The sequence below is a fragment of the Sphingomonas sp. genome, assembly GCF_036387595.1.
Lineage (GTDB): Bacteria > Pseudomonadota > Alphaproteobacteria > Sphingomonadales > Sphingomonadaceae > Sphingomonas.
This window is the reverse complement of the sequence record NZ_DASVTL010000118.1, coordinates 22194-39134: the sequence shown is the minus strand read 5'-3', so window position 1 is coordinate 39134 and position 16941 is coordinate 22194. Positions and strand designations below refer to the sequence as shown.

16 protein-coding genes are annotated in these 16941 nt (G+C 67.6%); 7 read left to right on the top strand and 9 right to left on the bottom strand.

Translation table 11 applies throughout. The annotated features are described in order from the left end of the window. Window positions 1–85: 85 nt before the first annotated feature. Complete coding sequence (locus VF643_RS15055; RefSeq protein WP_331044202.1) at window positions 86–814, top strand: cytochrome c family protein; 729 nt, start codon at window positions 86–88, stop codon at window positions 812–814. A gap of 18 nt (window positions 815–832) precedes the next feature. On the opposite strand, the gene VF643_RS15050 is transcribed toward VF643_RS15055, so the two are convergent. From VF643_RS15050 to VF643_RS15040, 3 genes are read right to left on the bottom strand one after another with little or no spacing between them, the layout of a single operon-like run. Beyond that, window positions 833–1720, bottom strand: a complete 888-nt coding sequence (locus VF643_RS15050; RefSeq protein WP_331044201.1) for a TIGR00730 family Rossman fold protein — start codon at window positions 1718–1720, stop codon at window positions 833–835. A gap of 32 nt (window positions 1721–1752) precedes the next feature. Continuing rightward, window positions 1753–2394: an extensin family protein gene (locus VF643_RS15045; RefSeq protein ID WP_331044200.1), complete on the bottom strand. Its 642-nt coding sequence runs from the start codon at window positions 2392–2394 to the stop codon at window positions 1753–1755. Then, complete coding sequence (locus VF643_RS15040; protein WP_331044199.1) at window positions 2391–3458, bottom strand: sterol desaturase family protein; 1068 nt, start codon at window positions 3456–3458, stop codon at window positions 2391–2393. Before VF643_RS15040 ends, VF643_RS15045 begins: the two co-directional genes overlap by 4 nt. A gap of 115 nt (window positions 3459–3573) precedes the next feature. On the opposite strand from VF643_RS15040, the gene VF643_RS15035 reads away from it, so the two are divergent. From VF643_RS15035 to VF643_RS15020, 4 genes are all read left to right on the top strand, one after another. Beyond that, a complete protein-coding gene (locus VF643_RS15035; RefSeq protein ID WP_331044198.1) occupies window positions 3574–4725 on the top strand; it encodes a phosphoserine transaminase in 1152 nt (383 codons plus the stop codon). Between the two features lie 124 nt (window positions 4726–4849). After that, on the top strand, window positions 4850–6427 hold the full coding sequence (gene serA / locus VF643_RS15030) for a phosphoglycerate dehydrogenase (RefSeq protein ID WP_331044197.1): 1578 nt from the start codon (window positions 4850–4852) through the stop codon (window positions 6425–6427). Window positions 6428–6474: 47 nt separating this feature from the next. After that, window positions 6475–6861, top strand: coding sequence for an endonuclease domain-containing protein (locus VF643_RS15025; protein WP_331044196.1), 387 nt, complete (start codon window positions 6475–6477; stop codon window positions 6859–6861). Then, window positions 6861–7973 carry an ATP phosphoribosyltransferase regulatory subunit gene (locus VF643_RS15020; RefSeq protein ID WP_331044195.1) on the top strand — a complete coding sequence of 371 codons (1113 nt, stop codon included), beginning with the start codon at window positions 6861–6863 and terminating at the stop codon, window positions 7971–7973. The genes VF643_RS15025 and VF643_RS15020 overlap by 1 nt, the downstream gene beginning before the upstream one ends. 153 nt (window positions 7974–8126) lie before the next feature. Here VF643_RS15020 and VF643_RS15015 read toward each other — a convergent pair whose 3' ends face one another. The 5 genes from VF643_RS15015 to VF643_RS14995 all read right to left on the bottom strand — a co-directional run bounded on the left by VF643_RS15015 (window position 8127) and on the right by VF643_RS14995 (window position 13044). Beyond that, window positions 8127–9338 (bottom strand): hypothetical protein, encoded by a 1212-nt coding sequence (locus VF643_RS15015; protein WP_331044194.1) that lies wholly within the window; start codon window positions 9336–9338, stop codon window positions 8127–8129. Between the two features lie 433 nt (window positions 9339–9771). Next, on the bottom strand, window positions 9772–10533 hold the full coding sequence (locus VF643_RS15010) for an exonuclease domain-containing protein (RefSeq protein ID WP_331044193.1): 762 nt from the start codon (window positions 10531–10533) through the stop codon (window positions 9772–9774). A 5-nt stretch (window positions 10534–10538) separates the two neighbouring features. Further along, window positions 10539–11930, bottom strand: coding sequence for a phosphoglucomutase/phosphomannomutase PgmG (gene pgmG / locus VF643_RS15005; RefSeq protein ID WP_331044192.1), 1392 nt, complete (start codon window positions 11928–11930; stop codon window positions 10539–10541). Beyond that, a complete protein-coding gene (locus VF643_RS15000; protein ID WP_331044191.1) occupies window positions 11927–12208 on the bottom strand; it encodes a J domain-containing protein in 282 nt (93 codons plus the stop codon). Before VF643_RS15000 ends, pgmG begins: the two co-directional genes overlap by 4 nt. After that, window positions 12205–13044 carry a division plane positioning ATPase MipZ gene (locus VF643_RS14995; protein WP_414713879.1) on the bottom strand — a complete coding sequence of 280 codons (840 nt, stop codon included), beginning with the start codon at window positions 13042–13044 and terminating at the stop codon, window positions 12205–12207. Before VF643_RS14995 ends, VF643_RS15000 begins: the two co-directional genes overlap by 4 nt. Window positions 13045–13121: 77 nt before the next feature. Here VF643_RS14995 and panC point away from each other — a divergent pair, with 77 nt between their 5' ends. Continuing rightward, window positions 13122–13952, top strand: coding sequence for a pantoate--beta-alanine ligase (gene panC / locus VF643_RS14990; protein ID WP_331044190.1), 831 nt, complete (start codon window positions 13122–13124; stop codon window positions 13950–13952). A gap of 92 nt (window positions 13953–14044) precedes the next feature. Then, window positions 14045–14341, top strand: coding sequence for a hypothetical protein (locus tag VF643_RS14985; RefSeq protein ID WP_331044189.1), 297 nt, complete (start codon window positions 14045–14047; stop codon window positions 14339–14341). Window positions 14342–14371: 30 nt separating this feature from the next. On the opposite strand, the gene topA is transcribed toward VF643_RS14985, so the two are convergent. After that, window positions 14372–16933, bottom strand: a complete 2562-nt coding sequence (gene topA, locus VF643_RS14980; protein ID WP_331044188.1) for a type I DNA topoisomerase — start codon at window positions 16931–16933, stop codon at window positions 14372–14374. Window positions 16934–16941: the final 8 nt, after the last annotated feature.

The following is a 16941-nucleotide window of genomic DNA, read 5'->3' as shown; positions in this document are numbered from 1 at the left end:
CCCCAGGCTTGCCAAGCGTGCTTGCGGTGTGGGCGGGGCTTTTCTATGGGGTAGGAGATTTCAGCGCCGGGACATCGAGCAGATAATGGACAATCGGACCAACACGATCGCGGGCTGGGTGCTGGCGGGCTGCGGCGCGGCACTGGGGCTGTCGATCGTCGGCGGCATGGTGTTTCACGGCGAGCGGCCCGAAAAGATGGGCTATGCGATCGAGGGTGTCGTCGAAGAGGGCGGCGACGGCGGCGAGGCCGCGGCGGTGCCGATCGCATCGCTGCTGGGCACGGCCGACGCCGCCAAGGGCGCCGAGGTGTTCAAGAAATGCGCCTCGTGCCACACGATCAACCAGGGCGGCGCGGCCGGGATCGGCCCCAATCTGTACGCTGTACTCGGCAAGAACCTGGGGCATCAGGCGGGCTTTGCCTATTCGGACGCTCTAAAGGGCGTCGGCGGCAATTGGGACTGGGACAAGATGAACGCGTGGCTGACCAGCCCGCGCAAGTTTGCCCCCGGCACCAAGATGAGCTTTGCCGGCCTGGCGAACGCGCAGGATCGCGCCAACGTTGTTCTGTATCTCAACCAGCAGGGCTCGAACCTGCCGCTCCCCGCCGCCCCTGCGGCAGGCGCGGCCCCGGCTGACGGCGGCAATGTGGTCGGCGGCGGGTCGGGCGCGGCGCCAGGCGCGGCGAATGCGGTCGATGCGGTGGCCAGCGATGTGCGGGGCGAAACCGGCGATATCGCCAACACCGGCACGCCCGAGCGCGGCGCGCCGTCGATCGACCCCGAAGCGGCGCGCAAGGGCGCCCGCACGCAGTAACCGCGCCGCCGCCGGGCCTCAGGCCGGCGGCGCCGGAACCTCTTTGGTGCCCTCGGCGTAGAAACGCTGCACCACATCCCATGCCTCGTCGGCGGTCTCGACATAGGTGAAGATGCCGAGATCGCGTTCGCTGACCACGCCTTCCTCGACCAGCGCCTCGAAATTCACCACCCGCTCCCAGAAGGCGCGACCGAACAGCAGCACGGGAATCGGCTTGATCTTGCCGGTCTGGATCAGCGTCAGCAGTTCGAACAATTCATCGAACGTCCCGAACCCGCCGGGAAACGCGGCCAGGGCGCGCGCGTGGAGCAGGAAGTGCATCTTGCGCAGCGCGAAATAGTGGAACTGGAAGCTGAGCGACGGGGTAACATAGGGGTTGGGCGCCTGTTCGTGGGGCAGGACGATGTTCAGCCCGATCGATTCGGCGCCGACGTCGTGCGCACCGCGATTGGCGGCCTCCATGATGGACGGGCCGCCGCCCGAACACACGACGAAGTGCCGCATCCCCTGTTCGTCGCGCGGGAAGTTGGAGACCTTGGCGGCCAGTTCGCGCGCGACGTCGTAATAGCGGCTCTTTTCGACCAGCCGCTCGGCGATGCGGCGGCTCTTCTGGTCGGTTGCCATCTCCAGCAGCGCGTGCGCCTTGTGCGGCTCGGGGATACGCGCGGACCCGTACATCACGAAGGTCGAGGCGATCTTCGCTTCTTCCAGCAGCAGCTCGGGCTTCATCAGCTCCAGCTGGAACCGCACCGGGCGCAGATCCTCGCGCAGCAGGAAGTCCATGTCCTGAAAGGCCAGCGCATAGGCCGGGTTCTGCGTCTGCGGGGTCGATACGGCCTCCTTGGCGGAAGCGGCATCCTGGCGGGCGCGGGCGAATACCCGCGAGGGAACACGTGTCTCGGTCATCCGGGGCTGGTACGGGAATTTTTGCCGCGGCGCTACCGGCAGAAGCTAACCGAGTCGTCCTCCAGATGGAGGTGGTTGGCGTGTGCTGCATTGTAATCGGGGCTGAGGACCGTCCCGAAGCGGCGGCAGGCCGAGGCGCGGACCGTCTGGAGGAAATTGCGGGTCGCGTCGTCCTCCGATCGCCAGTCGCGCAGGATCGTGACGCGCCGCCCGTCCTTCAGCACGAAGCCGCCGACATCGGTGGCATTGGCGATCGCATGCCCCGATCGCCTGCCGGCATTGCGTGGCGATCCCACGACGTTGCGGCAGGCATAGGTGCCCATCCCCTCGACCCGCGCCAGTTCGCTGCCGAACGTCTGATACGCCGCCGGCGCCACCGCATTGCGCACCCAGGCCGAGAAGGCGCGCGCATTGCCGCATCGCATCGCGGTGATCCCGGTCACCGGCACGCCGATGTCGGTCAGCTGCACCGCGCCGTAAACCCCGCAGCCCGCGCCATAATCCTTGTCGGGAAGGGAGCGGAATGCGACGCCCTCACGAGTGAGATCGGCGAGACATTGCGCGGTCTGCCGCACCGAAGGCCGCTGCGGCTCGGGCCGTGCGCCGCCACGCGGCGCCTCTCCCCGGCCACAGGCGGCGAGCAGCAGGAGGAGGGCAAGGGCACGCCGCTTCACGCCGCCGATGGTGTCGCCTTGTCCTGGCTGCGTCCAGTCCGTTTCGTCGCGCCAGTCCGTTTCGTCGCGAACGCGCCTGCGCGCCTCGCGGCCGCGCCGATGTCGCGCGCGGCATCTATGAACGGCTGGACCAGCGCGGCGCGCACGCCGTGCGGCGCGCGCTCACCGTCGTCGACCCCGAAGCGCAAGGTCGCCGGTCGTTCGCCCGCCATGTGGAACGTGCCGAAAAGCCGGTCGAACACCGCCAGGCTGCTGCCGAGATTGCGGTTGAAGTGAACCGGGTCCGCGGAATGATGGATCTGGTGATGCGCCGGGCCGAGCAGCCACCGCCCCCACCCCGGTCCCAGCGTCCACCACAGATGCGAATGTTGCAGGTGCGTGAGCACCACCGCCGCGGTCAGGATCAGGATGTTGGTGCCGCTCAGCGTCAGCGGCGTCGCCTCCGGCCCGAAGATGTGCGCGAGCAGCCCGCCGGTCGTGCCCATCGTGAGTCCGAGGATATTGTGGAATACGATAGTGTCCACCGGATGGACACGACCGTTGGTAAGCAGCGAAAGGCTTTCCGCCTGGTGATGGACCTTGTGGAAACGCCACAGGAACGCGACGCGGTGGCTCAGCCAATGATCGAGCCAATAGCCGAATTCATAGGCGAGGAAGAGCGCGACGGTAGCGATCGGTGCACTGATCCAGACGGGCGCGGCAAGCCTGAGCGACGGCCCGAGCAGCCGTGTGACGCCCGCTCCGACCCGATCCGCCGATACGACCGCCCAGCCGATCGCGATCCCTGCGAACAACAGTCCGCCGACGAAGCACACGAGGTCGCAGCGCCCCGAAGCACTGCGCAGCAGGCGGCGTGGGAACAGCGCGCGGCGCAGCACCGCGAACCTTACCGGCCGCCGCCTGCGCGGTACGACGAGCAGGACGAACACGGCTAGCGACAGTGCCAGCGCGCCCAGCGACAGCGACGATCCGGGCGCCAGAAAGGTGCCGAGCAGCTGCCCACGCATGCTGACCGCGATGTCTTGCGCGATGCCGGTGATCCGCTCGTCCATGAGTTCGTTCATGCCCGCGGGTTCGCTACGCTTAAGTTAAGGCGGTTGACGCCCGCGCCCGAGCCGCTAGGGCCGTCGACGGGCCACGCCGCCCCAACGCGGCGCGTGCTCTCTGTGAGGAGAGACTATGACGGACGTTTCTACCGCACCCGCCACGGGTGCGTTCGCCAAGCCGCCTATCAAGCCGGCGCGACCCCATTTTTCCAGCGGACCCTGCGCCAAGCCTCCGGGCTGGGATGCGTCGCGTCTCGCGACCGAGGTGCTGGGCCGCTCGCACCGCTCGAAGATCGGCAAGGCGCGGCTGCAATACAGCATCGACCTGATGCGCGAACTGCTCGGCCTTCCCGACACCCACCGCATCGGCATCGTGCCCGGCTCCGACACCGGCGCGTTCGAAATGGCGATGTGGACGATGCTCGGCGCGCGCCCGGTGACGACGCTGGCGTGGGAAAGCTTCGGCGAAGGCTGGGTGACCGATGCGGTCAAGCAGCTGAAGATCGATCCCGTGGTGATCCGCGCCGAATACGGCCGGCTCCCCGATCTGGCGCAGGTCGATTGGTCGAGCGACGTGCTGTTCACCTGGAACGGCACCACCAGCGGCGTGCGCGTGCCGAACGGGGACTGGATTCCGGACGATCGCGCGGGGCTTAGCTTCGCCGACGCGACCAGCGCGGTGTTCGCCTATGACATTCCCTGGGCAAAGATCGATGTCGCCACCTTCTCCTGGCAGAAGGTCATGGGCGGAGAGGGCGGCCACGGCGTCATCATCCTCGGCCCGCGCGCGGTCGAGCGCCTCGAAAGCTACACCCCCGCCTGGCCGCTGCCGAAGGTATTCCGGCTGGTCTCCAAGGGAAAACTTGCCGAGGGCGTGTTCAAGGGCGAGACGATCAACACCCCGTCGATGCTCGCGGTCGAGGACGCGATCTTCTGCCTGGAATGGGCGAAGTCGCTCGGTGCCGGTGGGCTGATCGCCCGATCGGATGCCAATGCCGCGGCGTTGGACCGGATCGTCGCCGAGCGCGACTGGCTCGGCCATCTCGCCGCCGATCCGGCGTCGCGGTCGCGGACCAGCGTCTGCCTGACGGTGGAGGGTGCGGACGAAGCGCTCATCAAGACGATGGCGTCGCTGCTGGAAAAGGAAGGCGCCGCGTTCGACGTCGCCGGCTATCGCGACGCGCCGGCGGGTCTGCGCATCTGGTGCGGCGCGACGGTCGACACCGCCGACATCGAGGCGCTCGGGCCGTGGCTCGACTGGGCCTATTCGACCGCGAAGGCCTGAACTCCCTCTCCCCTCCGGGGAGAGGGTCGGGGAGAGGGGCAGTAACCCGCTTCCCGGCTCCTTCCCCGACTTCCCTCTCCCCGGCCCTCTCCCCAAGGGGAGAGGGAGAAGAAGGCTTAAAATCATGCCCAAAGTCCTCATTTCCGACAAGATGGACCCCCGCGCCGCCCAGATCTTCCGCGAACGCGGGGTCGAGGTCGACGAAATCACCGGCAAGACCCCCGACGAACTGATCGCGATGATCGGCGACTATGACGGGCTGGCGATCCGCAGCTCGACCAAGGTGACCAAGGCGATCCTCGACGCCGCGACCAATCTGAAGGTCGTCGGCCGCGCCGGGATCGGGGTCGACAATGTCGATATCCCCGCCGCCTCGGCGAAGGGCGTGGTCGTCATGAACACGCCCTTCGGCAACAGCATCACCACCGCCGAACACGCGATCGCGCTGATGTTCGCGCTCGCCCGCCAGCTGCCCGAAGCCGATGCCTCGACCCAGGCGGGCAAGTGGGAGAAGAACCGCTTCATGGGGGTCGAACTGACCTCCAAGACGCTCGGGCTGATCGGGGCGGGCAATATCGGCTCGATCGTCGCGGATCGCGCGCGCGGGCTGAAGATGAAGGTCGTCGCCTTCGATCCCTTCCTCACCCCCGAGCGCGCGGTGGAAATGGGCGTGGAGAAGGTGACGCTGGACGAACTGCTCGCGCGCGCCGACTTCATCACGCTGCACACGCCGCTGACCGACAGCACCCGCAACATCCTGTCGGCCGAGGCGCTCGCCAAGACCAAGCCGGGGGTGCGCATCATCAATTGCGCGCGCGGCGGGCTGATCGACGAGGTCGCGCTGAAGGCGGCGCTCGATTCGGGGCAGGTCGGCGGCGCCGCGCTCGACGTGTTCGTCGAGGAACCGGCCAAGGCATCGCCGCTGTTCGGCACGCCCAATTTCGTCTCGACCCCGCATCTCGGCGCCTCGACCACCGAGGCGCAGGTCAACGTCGCGATCCAGGTCGCCGAGCAGATGGCGGATTTCCTGGTGTCGGGCGGGGTCACCAACGCGCTCAACATGCCGTCGCTGTCGGCCGAGGAAGCGCCCAAGCTGAAGCCGTACATGGCGCTCGCCGAAAAGCTGGGGTCGCTGGTCGGCCAGCTGACTACCGGCGCGATCCCGCGCATCTCGATCCACAGCGAGGGTGCCGCCGCCGAACTGAACCAGAAGCCGCTGTCGAGCGCGGTGCTCAGCGGCTTCCTGCGCACCCAGACCGACACGGTCAACATGGTCAACGCCCCCGTGCTGGCGCGCGAGCGCGGCATGGAGGTGCGCGAGGTGCGGACCGAGCGCGAGGGCGATTACCACACGCTGCTGCGGGTGTCGGTGAAGACCGATGCGGGCGAACGGTCGGTCGCGGGGACGCTGTTCGGCGATTCCGCGCCGCGTCTGGTCGAGCTGTTCGGGATCAAGGTCGAGGCCGATCTGGTCGGGCCGATGCTCTACGTCGTCAACGAGGATGCGCCGGGCTTCATCGGCCGGCTCGGCACCGCGCTGGGCGAGGCGGGCGTCAATATCGGCACCTTCCATCTCGGCCGCCGCGAGGCGGGCGGCGAGGCGGTGCTGCTGCTGTCCGTGGACGAGGCCGTAACCGCCGAACTGCTCGCAACGGTCAAGGCGCTGCCGGGGGTGAAGACCGCGATGGGCCTGTCCTTCTGATAAGAGAAAGCCCTCTCCCCTCCGGGGCGAGGGTTGGGAGAGGGGCAGTGCCCAAAACGGACGAGACGCTGCTGAAACGGGCCAAGGTCATGCGCGCGGAAATGACGCAGCCGGAGCGTGAGCTTTGGATGGCGTTGCGCGGTAAGCGGTTCGAACGCGTCAAGTTTGCGCGGCAGGTGGTGATCGGGCCGTATATCGTCGACTTCGTTGCACGCCAGCGTAAGCTGATCCTGGAAGTGGACGGTGATACGCACGGCTGCTCCGCCGAATATGACACTCGGCGCACGGCGTGGCTTGAAAGCCAAGGCTATCGGGTCGTCCGCTTCAACAACTCGGATGTGATCGCGAATATGGAGGGCGTGCTGTTGACCTTGAAGGAACTGCTCACCACTACCCCTCTCCCAACCCTCTCCCCGAAGGGGAGAGGGCTTTAATGACCCTCGCCCTCCTCCCCGAAGGCCTCCACGATCGCCTCCCCCCGCTGGCCGATGCCGCCGCCGCGCTGGAGGCGCGCGTGCTCGAAGCGGCACGGCTGCACGGCTATGAGCGGGTCGACCCCCCGCTCGCCGAATTTGCCGAAGGCCTCGCGACCCGGCTGAAGGCGGGGGGGCTGACCGATGCGGTGCGCTATGTCGATCCCATCAGCCAGTCGACGATCGCGATCCGCCCCGACATCACCGCGCAGGTCGCGCGGATCGCCGCGACGCGGATGGCGCATCACCCGCGCCCGGTGCGCCTCAGCTATGCCGGATCGGTGCTCCGCCTGCGCAGCCCGCAATTGTCGCCGGAGCGCGAGGCGCGGCAGATCGGCTGCGAACTGATCGGTCTGGATACGGTCGCCGCCGCCGCCGAAGTCGTCGCGGTTGCGGTCGAGGCGCTGGCGGCGGCGGGCGCGGCGTCGCCCTCGATCGACTTCACGCTGCCCGACCTCGTCGATACGCTGGCGGCCGGGCCGCTGCCGGTCGCACCCGAACGGATCGCGTTGCTGCGCGAGCGGCTGGACGCCAAGGATGCCGGCGGGGTTGCGGCGCTGGCCCCCGCCTATCTGCCGCTGGTGGCGGCGGCGGGGCCGTTCGCGTCGGCGCTGGAGCGACTGCGCGCGTTCGATACCACCGGCGCGCTCGCCTCGCGGCTCGACGGGCTGGCGCGCATTGCAGCGGGCTTGGGAGACCGCATCACGCTGACCCTGGACCCGACCGAGCGCCACGGGTTCGAATATCAGTCCTGGCTCGGCTTCTCGCTCTTCGCGGGCGGCGTAGGCCGCGAGGTCGGCCGCGGCGGCACCTACACGATCGTCCACGAAGACGGTGCAGAGGAAGCCGCGACGGGTTTCTCGCTCTTCGCCGACCCGCTGGTCACGCTCGGCGGCACCCCGGACCGACGCCGCCTGTTCCTGCCGCTCGCCACACTGCCCGCAGACGGCGCTGCGCTGCGGGCACAGGGCTGGGTGACGGTCGCCGCGCTGGAGCCGGACGACACGGCCGAAGCGCAATTGTGCACCCACGTCTGGGCGGGTGGCGAGGCTCGGGACATCGGATCGACCTGAGGCCGACGTCGCGGAAGGTGGACGGCGGTCCGGTTCCCGGAACGAAGCTGCCGATAGCTGCCGCTATCCTCGCCGCCGGCTTTTCCAAGCGTTCGTTGAATGGGGCCGACGCTACCAGCCAGCGGAGAGGATGCCACCGCCTGGAAAACGAGACTATTTCGCGCCCAGTAGGGATGAAGGCGTTAGGTCGGGAGCAATCACCAACAGATCATATCGCTGTGCCACCTTGCGCCATGGCGCGGGCATGTCCTGTGCTGGCTTGGTGCGAAGAGCGCGCAAGTCGATGAGTACCCAGCCTTGCCCCTCGCCCGGCCGCGTCGCCAAAGCATCCTTCAGCCACGCATAGTCAGCATCATCGGTCAGTACGAAGGGTTCGTGTCGAACCTGACGGCCAACTCCGCCATACAGCGCATGAACACCCTTCGCGCCATAAACCGCGATGTGGACCGACGATGCGCCATCGCCTTCCGCGCGCTCGGCAGCAAAGTTTCCAAGATCGCGCTGGCCGAGACCATTGATGCCCTTAGCCATATGGACATCACCGAACTTGAACAGAACGCGTGCGGGGCTGGGGCTTGCCGTCAAATGCCCTACCAGGTTGCGCTTCATGAGGCGGGCTCGCTGTCCATTGGACGCATACCCATCGGTATTCTGACCGAGATAGATCGATCGTGTCTCCACCAGCGCGGCGAATAGGGCTTTGCCGCGCACGCCACCATCGCGCGCGATCAGGCCGCTGGCTTCCGCTATTTGCCGATCGGTCACTTTGTAGATGAACAGGTCGCCTGGCGATCCGGATGCAACCGCAGCGGCTGACATGCTGCGGTCGAGTGCCACCAACCTCTCGATAGCAGCACGGGCATTCGGTCCCGGATGCGCTGCGAGCATCTGTTCAAGGAGGTAGCCGGCTGAACCGAAGAACTCCTGATCGAGGCCCCAAATCTCGAAACCGGGTCCAGCCAAGCGCGCGCACTCTGAGGCCATGTCGCTCTCGTCACGACCATTCAGGAAGGCCATTGCGTCCGGGTATTTCTGGGCAAACGCGGCAATGCGAGTTGCGCGATCGGGACGGCGAAGATTGCTGTTCACAACGACTGCCGCTTCCGGGCCTGTTTCCACGGCTAGCGCGCGCAAGCCACCCGGTGCCATGATCCGACACATGCCGACCGTGAACCTGGGTATTTCTCGCGAAAGATGGTCTTCCCCCAGCAACACATAGCGCGCCTGTTCCACCGCTGCGGCGATCACGGCTGCGCCCGGCCCGTGCAGGCCGCTTTCGTCGACTTGCAGCGTGGTGCGCGCCTGATCCAGCCGTCCAGCAAAAGGCGCTGGTCCAGTTTGCGCCGCCGCCAGCGACGCCGCCATGCACCATATCGTCGCGCCAGCTGCTAGCCGCGCAATATTGCCGTTCCCCACCAATTGTGTACCCCCGTCAAGTTTCTTCAACGCCTACAGGCGGGCGCAAGTGTCCGCCAGGCCAGACTTCCCGCTGTCCGTATGTGCGATAGGCGTGATGTCAGTGAAGTTTCGGCTGAGTGAAGTTCAGGCTGCTGCCGCCGCCGGCCCCTGACGCCAGCCGTTGGTCGTTGCGGCGCGCGCTGAAGTGCGGACGACCGGGATCTATCTGGCCCGAACGTACCCTAGAGCATGATGACTTGAGGTCGATCACCTTCTCCTCCCTCCCCTTCAGGGGAGGGCTGGGGTGGGGCCTCTCCTCCCGCGATGCGCCTGAGGAAGCGCCCCACCCCCGGCCCCTCCCCTGAAGGGGAGGGGAGGTTCCACCCGATGTCATCTCGTTCTAAAGCAGCAATTCCTGCGCGCTCGCGCGGCCGACGCTGCCGCCGCCGCTGCGCCGGTCGAACTCGGCCTGCGCGGTGAAGCGCACGTCGGGATCGCGGTCGCTGAGAAAGCCCATGAGCGAATCGTGCGCGATCTCGCGCCATTCCTTGCCGCGGTCGGGACCGTAGCGGACGCGCGGCAGCAGGCCGGGGTTGCGCGACCAGTCGATCAGCTGCGCCAAGCTTGCCTCGTTCAGCATGTCGCGCAGGTGGAAGGCGGTGACATAGGCGTCGGGAAACGCCCGGTGCGCCGGCAATCCGCGATCATGGTCGATGCCGTCGGGTCGCCGCCAATAGCGCAAGACCTGGTTGGAGAAGCTGGGGCTGTCCGGCCACATCCTCAGCGCGCATTTCCAGGTGCAAATCCAGTCCGCATTGCGGGTGAGCGCGGGCGTGCAGAAGCTCTGTTCGAAATCCGCACGATGCGCGGCCAGTGCCACGCGGCGCGGCCAGGGATCGAGCACCGGCCGCGCGCAATCCTGCCACCAGGGCGCCTCGGCGACGTCTTCATCGCGGATGTGGTGGATCGCCATCGTCACCGGCGGAATGGCGCGCCCGGGATTGACGAGGATGCTGCCGCCCTCGCCGTGCAGATCCCAGCGGCCGTCCTTGCCCAGCGCCACATCCTGCCAGCCGATCTCGCAGACCCCGTGCGCAGGCGGCGCGGTGCCGGTGGTCTCAAGGTCGATGACGCGGACGATCTGGGGCAGGGGAGCGGGCACGCCGCCTATCTGGGATCGACGGGGGACAAAAGCGATACGCCCTCGGCATTTAGCTGCGTTTCGATCGCGGCGAGCAGCCGGTCCAGCCCGGCCTGATCCGGCGCTTCGGCGCGCAGCGTCAGCGCCGGCTCGGTATTGGACGCGCGCAGCAGCCACCATCCGTCGGCGGTGGTCACGCGCGCGCCGTCAGTGCGGTCGATCGCGGCACCCTGCGCCTCCAGCCGCGCGAGAACGCCCGCGACGATGCCGAACTTGCGCGCCTCGTCGACCGGCAGCCGGATTTCCGGGCTGGCCACCAGCGAAGGCAGCGCATCGCGCAACTGGGCGAGCGACCCGCCCGACAGATGGATCGCGCGGATCAGCTGTACCGCCGCGTAAGGCGCGTCGTCGAAGCCGCCCTGCGCCTCGCCGAAAAAGATATGCCCCGACATCTCGCCGCCGAGCATCGCGCCGGTCTCGACCATCTTTTCCTTCATCAGGCTGTGCCCCGATTTCCACATCACCGGACGGCCGCCCAGCGCGGCGATGCGATCGAACAATGTGCGGCTGGCCTTTACGTCGCCGACGATCGTCGCGCCGGGGTGGGCGCCAAGGACAGGTTCGGCCAATATGGACAGAAGCTGGTCGCCCCAGATCACCCGCCCCGCCCCGTCGATCGCGCCGATCCGGTCCCCGTCGCCGTCGAAAGCCACGCCGAATTCGAGCTTTCTCTCCGCGACGACGCGCTTCAGATCGGCAAGGTTCGCCTCGATGGAGGGATCGGGATGATGATGCGGAAAAGTGCCGTCGACCTCGGCGAAGAGCAGATGATGTTCGCCGGGCAACTGCGCGACGAGCCGCGCGATCGCCGGTCCGGCGGCGCCGTTGCCGCAATCCCAGGCGATGCGGAATGTGCCGCCGGCATAGCCGGAGAGCAGGCGCCCGACATAGGCGTCGAGCATGTCGGCATCGGTGACGGTGCCCGCGCCTTCCGACCAGTCCGCCGCGGCCGCCATCGTGGCAAGCCCCTGGATTGCCGCGCCGAAGAACGATCGGTGCGCCTGTACCAGCTTGAAGCCGTTATACTCGGCGGGATTATGGCTGCCGGTTACCTGGAGGCCGCCATCCACCTCAAGCAGGCGCTCGGCATGATATAGCATCGGCGTCGGACCAAGTCCGATGCGCACGACGTCCACCCCGCTGGCGGTCAGCCCCTCGATCACCGCGGCTTCCAGCATCGGCGACGTGAGGCGGCCGTCGCGCCCCACCGCGACTCGGGTGCCGCCGCCGCGGCGGATGCAGGTCGCAAAGCCGCGGCCGATCGCATAGGCATCGCGCGCGTCCAGCGTCGTCCCGACGATCCCGCGCACGTCATATTCGCGCAGCGCGCCCGGATTGATGTGCGATGGCGTGCTCAAGCGGCGCCTTCGCCCATGCGCAGCAACAGGTCGCGCGCCGCATTGGCGCGGCCTGCCAGCTCGCTCGAACCACCGCGATCGGGATGCGCCGTCGCCAATACCCGGCGGTGCGCGGCGCGGATGGTGCTCGCATCGTCGCCCGCGGACACGCCCAGGATCGCGCGCGCCTCTGCCGCATCGTGGACCATCTTGCCGCCGGCGTCCGTCCGTTTGGGCTTGCGGCGCAGATACGTCCACACGCCCCAGACGATCGCCAGGATCAGCAGCCACTTCATCATGCCGCGACGCCCGACACGGCCGGGCGACCGATCGCCGGATCGGGCAGTTGCAGCGCGCCCATCATCTCGCGCAGTTCCTGACGCGCCGCGACATGCCCCAGCCCCATCGACCCGAACGCCTTGGAATCGATCATCGTCAGCCCGGCGGGAAACAATTCGCGGTAGATCACGCGCTCGCCGAGTCCCGGAATGATACGGAATCCGACGCGCTTCGACAGTTGGGCGAGCGCGTCCGACACCCGGCGCATGTTGCGCGCCTCGATGTGCTGGAGCCGGTTGCGCAGCACGACCCAGTCGATCGTCGTGCCGTCGGCGCGGGCGCGCTGCTTGCGGACGTCCCAGATCAGCTCGGAATAGAAGCTCGGGCGCTTGACCTGGAAGGTCTCGGGATCGACCTGCCCGATCAGGTCGAAATCGACGAAGCTGTCGTTGATCGGAGTGACGAGCGTGTTCGACAGCGCGGCTGCGGTGCGGGCGAAGGGATCGTCGCGGCCCGGCGTATCCACGACGAGGTAGTCGGCACCCTGCGACAGCCGCTGCCACACCGCTTCGAACGCGTCTTCGCTCTGCTCGGTGAAGGTCGCATGCGCCGGCATCGGCAGATCGGTGCCGGTCCGCGCGACGGTGGCGGCGCGATTGTCGAGATAGCGCCCGACGGTGCGCTGGCGATGATCGAGGTCCAGGCAGGCAACCGCCGCGCCTTTGGCGGCCAGAGCGATGGCGACGTGGACCGCAGTCGTCGATTTGCCGGTGCCGCCCTTTTCATTGGCGAACACAATGACATGCGGCTTCGGCGCGGCAGGTTTCACGAGCTGGGGAGGGGCAGCGCCGTCCAAGTCTTGGTATCCCTTGTTGATCGCGTGGTATTCCCTCCATAGAAGCGCGGACGGCCGGGAACGAGGGGAATTTTGCCGTGCAGACGATCCGCGCCTTGGGCGAACTGCGCGAGGCGATCGCCGCGTGGGACGGCGCGCGTGTCGCGCTGGTGCCCACGATGGGCGCGCTCCATGCCGGGCATATGGCGCTGGTCGAGGCGGCGCGGCGGCCCGGCACGAAGGTGGTCGCGTCGATCTTCGTGAACCCCAGGCAGTTCGGCGCGGGCGAGGATCTGTCGCGCTATCCCCGCAAAGAGATGGCGGACCTCAGGATGCTAAACGAGGCCGGCTGCGACCTCGTCTGGCTGCCGGGCGCCGACGACATGTACCCGGCGGGCTTTGCGACCAACGTATCGGTCTCCGGCGTCAGCGCGGGGTTCGACGGTGCGGCGCGGCCGGGGCATTTCGACGGGGTAGCGACGGTGGTCGCCAAGTTGTTGAACCAGGTGCGCCCGCACGCCGCCTATTTCGGCGAGAAGGATTATCAGCAGCTCGCCGTCGTCCGCCGAATGGCGGCCGACCTCGACCTGGGCGTCGAGATCGTCGGCGTGCCGACCCAGCGTGAGGACGACGGACTCGCGCTGTCGTCGCGCAACGTCTATCTCGATGACGACGAGCGCGCCCGCGCCGTGGCGCTGCCGCGCGCGCTGGGCATTGCGGCGCGCGCGATCGCGCGCGGCGGCGATGTCGGCGGCGCCCTGGACGATGCGCGCACCACGCTGATCGCCGCGGGGTTCGCGGTCGATTACGTCGCGCTGGCGGATGCCGAGACGCTGGACGCCGATCCCGCGCCAGACCGTCCGCGTCGGCTGCTGGCGGCGGCGCGGATGGGGCAGACCCGGCTGATCGACAATATCGCGGTGGAATGACGCCGGGAAAAGAACGAGTTAACCCGTTAACCATTTGTAGACAGGACTCGGCTCATACCGGCGCAATCACGATAGGGTGATGGGGGCGGCACATGGGCAACAGCCTGAAGAGCGCACAATTCCTGATGGAGACCCGGCTGCTCGATGCGGCCCGTGGTGATACGAACGCGCTGTACGATCTGGGCATCACCTATTCGATGGGAACGTCGGACTATGGCGTCGACCTGATCGAAGCGCACAAATGGTTCAATCTGGCCGCGGTGGCCGGCATGGCGGCAGCCGCCGAAGCCCGCGCCGACGTGGCCGAGGACATGACCGCGCGCGAGATCGCCGAGGCCCAGCGCCAGGCGCGCGCCTGGCTCGGCGCGACCCGGCGGCTGGCGGCGTAGCCTCTGCTCCTCCCCGTCCGAGGGGAGGAACTACTGCTCGCTACCGGCGGACTTCTTGGCCGGCGCCTTTTTCGCAGGTGCCTTCTTGGCCACCGGCTTCTTGGCCGCCGCCTTCTTCGGCGCGGCCTTCTTCTTCCCCTTGGACGGCGCCGCCGCCGCCCGCGCGTCGATCAGCTGCGCGGCCTCCTCCAGCGTCAGCGCGTCGGGCTGGATCGTCTTGGGCAGCGTCGCATTCGTCTCGCCATCGGTGACATAGGGGCCGTAGCGCCCTTCCATCAGCTTGATCTCCGCCTCGGTGCGCGGATGAGGGCCGAGTATCTTGAGCGGTGCGGCGGCACCGCGCTGCGGGCGCCCGCCGCCTGCCGCCGCTTCGGCCAGCTTGACGACCGCGGCGTTCATCCCCGTCTCGAACACGTCGGCGGTCGATTGCAGCCGCGCATATTTGCCCGCATGCTTCAGATACGGCCCATATTGGCCGATCGCCGCCACGATCTCCTCCCCCGTCTCGGGATGGACTCCGACGGTCCGCGGCAGGGTCAGCAGCTTCAGCGCCCATTCCAGGGTCAGTTCGGGAATGTCCTTGGGGATCGACGCCCGCTTGGCCTCCTTGCCCTCGCCCAGCTGGATATACGGCCCGAACCGCCCCGATTTGCGCTCGATCGGCAGCCCGGTCTCCGGATCCTTGCCGAGCGACTCGGGCACCCCGTCCTCGCCCTCGCCGCCGGGTTGCGCGAAGCGGCGGGTGTATTTGCATTCGGGGTAGTTGGAGCAGGCGATGAACGCGCCGAACTTGCCGCCGCGCAGCGCCAGGCTGCCCGCATTGCAATTGGGGCAAAGCCGCGGGTCGGTGCCATCGGCCTTGTCGGGGAACAGATAGGGCGCCAGGAACTGGTCCAGTTCGGCGGTGATCGCGGACGGCTGTTGCGCCATCACCTCGGTCGTCAGCGGCTTGAAATCGCGCCAGAATGCGTCGAGCACCGCCTGCCAGCCGGCACGTCCGCCCGAGACCTCGTCGAGTTCGTCTTCCAACTCGGCGGTGTAATCGTAACCGACGTATCTCGGGAAGAACCGCTCCAGGAACGCGGTCACCAGCCGGCCGCTCTCCTCGGCGAAGAAGCGGTTCTTCTCCAGGCGGACGTAGGCGCGATCCTTCAGCGTCTTGATGATCGACGCATAGGTCGACGGGCGGCCGATGCCGAGTTCCTCCATCCGCTTGACCAGCGACGCTTCGGAAAAGCGCGGCGGCGGCTGGGTGAAATGCTGTTCGGCGTTCACCGCCTTCTTGGCGGGCGCATCGCCCTCGCGCAGCCGCGGCAGGCGCTTGGCGTCTTCATCCGCGGTATCGTCCTGGCCTTCTTCGTAGAGCGCGAGATACCCGGGGAAGAGCACCACCTGGCCGGTCGCGCGCAGGACGTGGCGGCCGGTGCCTTCGCTCAGTTCGACGGTCGTGCGCTCCATGCGGGCCGACGCCATCTGGCTGGCCAGCGCGCGCTTCCAGACGAGATCGTACAGGCGGGCATGATCGCCGCTGCCAACCTTGTCCTTGCCGAAATCGGTCGGCCGGATCGCCTCGTGCGCTTCCTGCGCATTCTTGGCCTTGGTCTGATATTGCCGGGGCTTGTCCGGCACATAGCTGGCGTCATAGCGGTTCGCGACCGCCAGGCGCGCGGCGGAAATGGCGCTGCCGTCCATCTGCACGCCATCGGTACGCATATAGGTGATAGCGCCGTCCTCGTAGAGCTGTTGCGCGATCCGCATCGTATGATCGGCGGAGAAGCCGAGCTTGCGCGCCGCCTCCTGCTGCAAGGTCGAGGTGGTGAACGGCGGCGGCGGGTTGCGCGTCGCGGGCTTGGTCTCGACGCTCTGCACCGAGAAGCGCCCCTCCTCGACCGCGGCCTTGGCGCGCAACGCATCGCCCTCCGCGCCGATCGACAGCCGGTCGAGCTTCTTGCCCTCCCATTGGACGAGGCGCGCGATAAACGGCGTGCCGTCATGCTCCAGATCGGCGATCACCGACCAATATTCCTGGGGCCGAAACGCCTCGATCTCGCGCTCGCGCTCGACGATCAGCCGCAGCGAGACCGATTGGACGCGCCCAGCGGACTTGGCGCCGGGCAGCTTGCGCCACAGCACCGGCGACAGCGTGAAACCGACGAGATAGTCGAGCGCACGCCGCGCCCGGTAGGCGTCGATCAGGTCGGTATCCAGTTCGCGCGGGCGCTGCATCGCCTCGGTCACCGCCTGTTTGGTGATCGCGTTGAACGTCACCCGCTGGACGTCCTTGGGCAGCGCCTTGCGGTTGCGCAGCACCTCCTGGACGTGCCAGCTGATCGCTTCCCCCTCGCGATCGGGATCGGTCGCCAGGATCAGGCGGTCCGCGGTCTTGGACAGATCCGCGATGGCTTTCAGCTGCTTGGCCTTGTCCGCGTAATTCTCCCATTCCATCGCGAATCCCTCATCGGGATTCACCGATCCGTCGCGCGGCGGGAGGTCGCGGACATGGCCATAGGAGGCCAGGACGCGGTAGTCGCTGCCCAGATATTTCTCGATGGTCTTCGCCTTGGCGGGCGATTCGACGATGACAAGCTGCATGGTGTGGC